General features: G+C 40.6%; 2 protein-coding genes. One reads left to right on the forward strand and one right to left on the reverse strand.

Annotated features, from left to right (window positions below; genetic code table 11):
* On the forward strand, positions 1–823 hold an 823-nt coding region (locus tag AB5935_RS24275), incomplete at its 5' end, for an Mrp/NBP35 family ATP-binding protein (RefSeq protein ID WP_368327685.1).
* 307 nt (positions 824–1,130) lie between these two features.
* Here AB5935_RS24275 and AB5935_RS24280 read toward each other — a convergent pair.
* Positions 1,131–2,613: TlpA family protein disulfide reductase (locus AB5935_RS24280; protein ID WP_368327686.1), on the reverse strand; the 1,483-nt coding region annotated here is incomplete at its 5' end.

Genomic DNA, 2,613 nt, shown 5'->3' on the forward strand with positions numbered 1-2,613 from the left:
CCTTCCACAAGTGAAGAATATAGTCGGTATATCTTCCGGTAAAGGTGGAGTAGGTAAGTCTACGGTGTCTGCGAACTTGGCAGTTGCTTTGGCTAAATTAGGCTATAAGGTTGGCTTGCTCGATGCTGATATTTTCGGTCCTTCCATGCCTAAGATGTTTCAGGTGGAGGATGCACGCCCCTATGCTGAACGTATAGATGGTCGTGACATGATTATTCCGGTAGAGAAGTATGGCGTGAAATTATTGTCTATCGGTTTCTTTGTCGATCCGGATCAGGCAACTTTGTGGCGTGGCGGAATGGCAAGTAATGCGTTGAAACAGTTGATAGCTGATGCAGCCTGGGGAGATTTGGATTATTTCCTGATAGACCTTCCTCCCGGAACCAGTGACATTCATTTGACGGTTGTTCAAACATTAGCCATGACAGGAGCGATTGTTGTCAGCACTCCGCAAGCGGTTGCTTTGGCAGATGCCCGTAAGGGAATCAATATGTTCACCAACGATAAGGTAAATGTACCTATTCTCGGTTTGGTTGAGAATATGGCTTGGTTTACTCCCGCTGAACTACCCGAGAATAAATACTATATCTTTGGTAAAGAAGGTGCCAAGAAACTGGCTGAAGAAATGAATGTTCCTTTGTTGGGGCAGATTCCTATCGTGCAAAGCATCTGTGAAGGAGGAGATAATGGTACTCCCGTTGCATTGGATGAAGACTCCGTGACCGGACGCGCTTTCTTATCCCTGGCTGCCAGTGTTGTTCGTCAGGTAGATCGCCGGAATGTAGAGATGGCTCCGACTCAAATCGTGGAAATGCATAAATAAATGGAATCTGGAGTTGGATAGCTTTGCAGTAAGTTATCCATAGGATATAGAGCGAGCCTCTGTAGTCTTTTCAAAGACTATGGAGGCTCGTTTATTTATTAGGATCATATAGAATCCGTTGTTGGCGGATTCTCTTCTACAAAATAGTGACGCTATCCAATATAAATAGTGACGGTATATGACAACGATACCGTCACTATCCTAAGCATATACCGTCACTATTTTTTCTATATCAATCAGGGGTCTTGCATTTATTTATGGCGTATATCAACAACGATTTCTGCTTGATCTATTTTTTACGTTTGAATTATTTATTCAAAGCTTTCATGAGTTCTTTTTTCATGGTGTCTACTCCGGGAAATCCAGTTTGTTTGAAGGTGATATTACCCTCCGGATCAACAACAAAATAAGTGGGAACTCCTCGGATATTGAAGTTGGACATTAGAAAGCTCCATTGCTCATTTGTCACACGGAAATGCTCACCATGAATATCGGTAATCATGTTTTCCCAGGTACCTTTGGGGGAAGTTTCGCCTGTGATGTAGAGGTAGATAATATCCTTGTCTTTTAATTCCTCTTTCATTGGAGTGATGGCTTTATTAGCTGTGCGACAAGGGCCACACCATGTTGCCCAAAAATCAACTAACAGTGTGTGTCCCCGGAATTTAGAGATAATGGATGGGAATAAATCTTCATTGGAGACTTGTCCAGTCTCGTTAACAGTGAAGCCTGTCTTTCTTTTGTTTAATTCTATCTTTTTTATTATCTCTTTGTTAACTTGAGTAAGCATCTCTGCATATACCGGGGAAGAAAAAGTCTTTAATTCAACATTCTGTTCTGCTGTTAACGGGGTAAAATCCTTAATGGATTGATATAGCTTATTAAATTTAATGTTATCGAATAGAGGTCCCTGTCCCGTTCTTAGTGTCTCTTTAAGTACATCTAAAGAATTCGGCAGAAAGTTTATTAAATATATCGTTGACGCGTAATATTTGCCGTATAAAGCTTTAAGAGTGTTGATAGAACTGAATTCCTTCAGTATGTCATAGTAGCCTTTAGGAGTATCGATGCGGGTATTATAAAAATAATCATCAGTCTGCTCTCTATTCAGTTTGTTAACAGCAATATGTGCTGATTTTAGTTCTCTCTCCGTCATGGCGATTTTGCCGGTCGCATCCAGGTCTACCAGGATATTTAATAGCTCTTTGCACGCATTGCTGTATGGGGATTGCGCAATTTCTTTTCGAACGGATGGAAGGCGCTCAAGTACATAAGCTTTATATTCATCTGCACTTTTCCCGACAATGTCATTGTACATATCCATGTAATAAACGCTTTTTAATACAATATCTATATCTACTGAAGCTAATTCTTGTTGTAGGCTAGCCAGATAACCATTGAAGTATACAGGCTCTCCATACGGTATATCTTTTCTTTGTAGATGTGCTTGTCTGCGGCAAAGTTCCTTTGTATTTATAATGAGTGATGTCTCTTCATTGGGAGCTATCAGACATTCAATCCAACCAAAAGGAAATTCCAATGCTACGCTTGTGACAGATGCAACCTTTACTTCCGCCAGGAAAGTGCCGTCCTCCTTGATTTTTATGATATTCTGTTCGTTGTGGATATTCAGTGCAGGACTTTCTATGTGCATCTTCACTTGCTTTATCATCTCTTTTTGATAGTCTAGTATTTTTCCTTTAAGGGTGGCAGTTCCATAGACTAACTTAGGAGTCGGCAATATCGCTTTCTTATTTATTTTGTGCACGACTGCTTCTTTGGGAAGTTTC

The organism is Phocaeicola sp. RTP21198st1_B8_RTP21198_201120 (assembly GCF_040929485.1).
In the GTDB taxonomy this organism is placed as follows: domain Bacteria; phylum Bacteroidota; class Bacteroidia; order Bacteroidales; family Bacteroidaceae; genus Phocaeicola; species Phocaeicola dorei.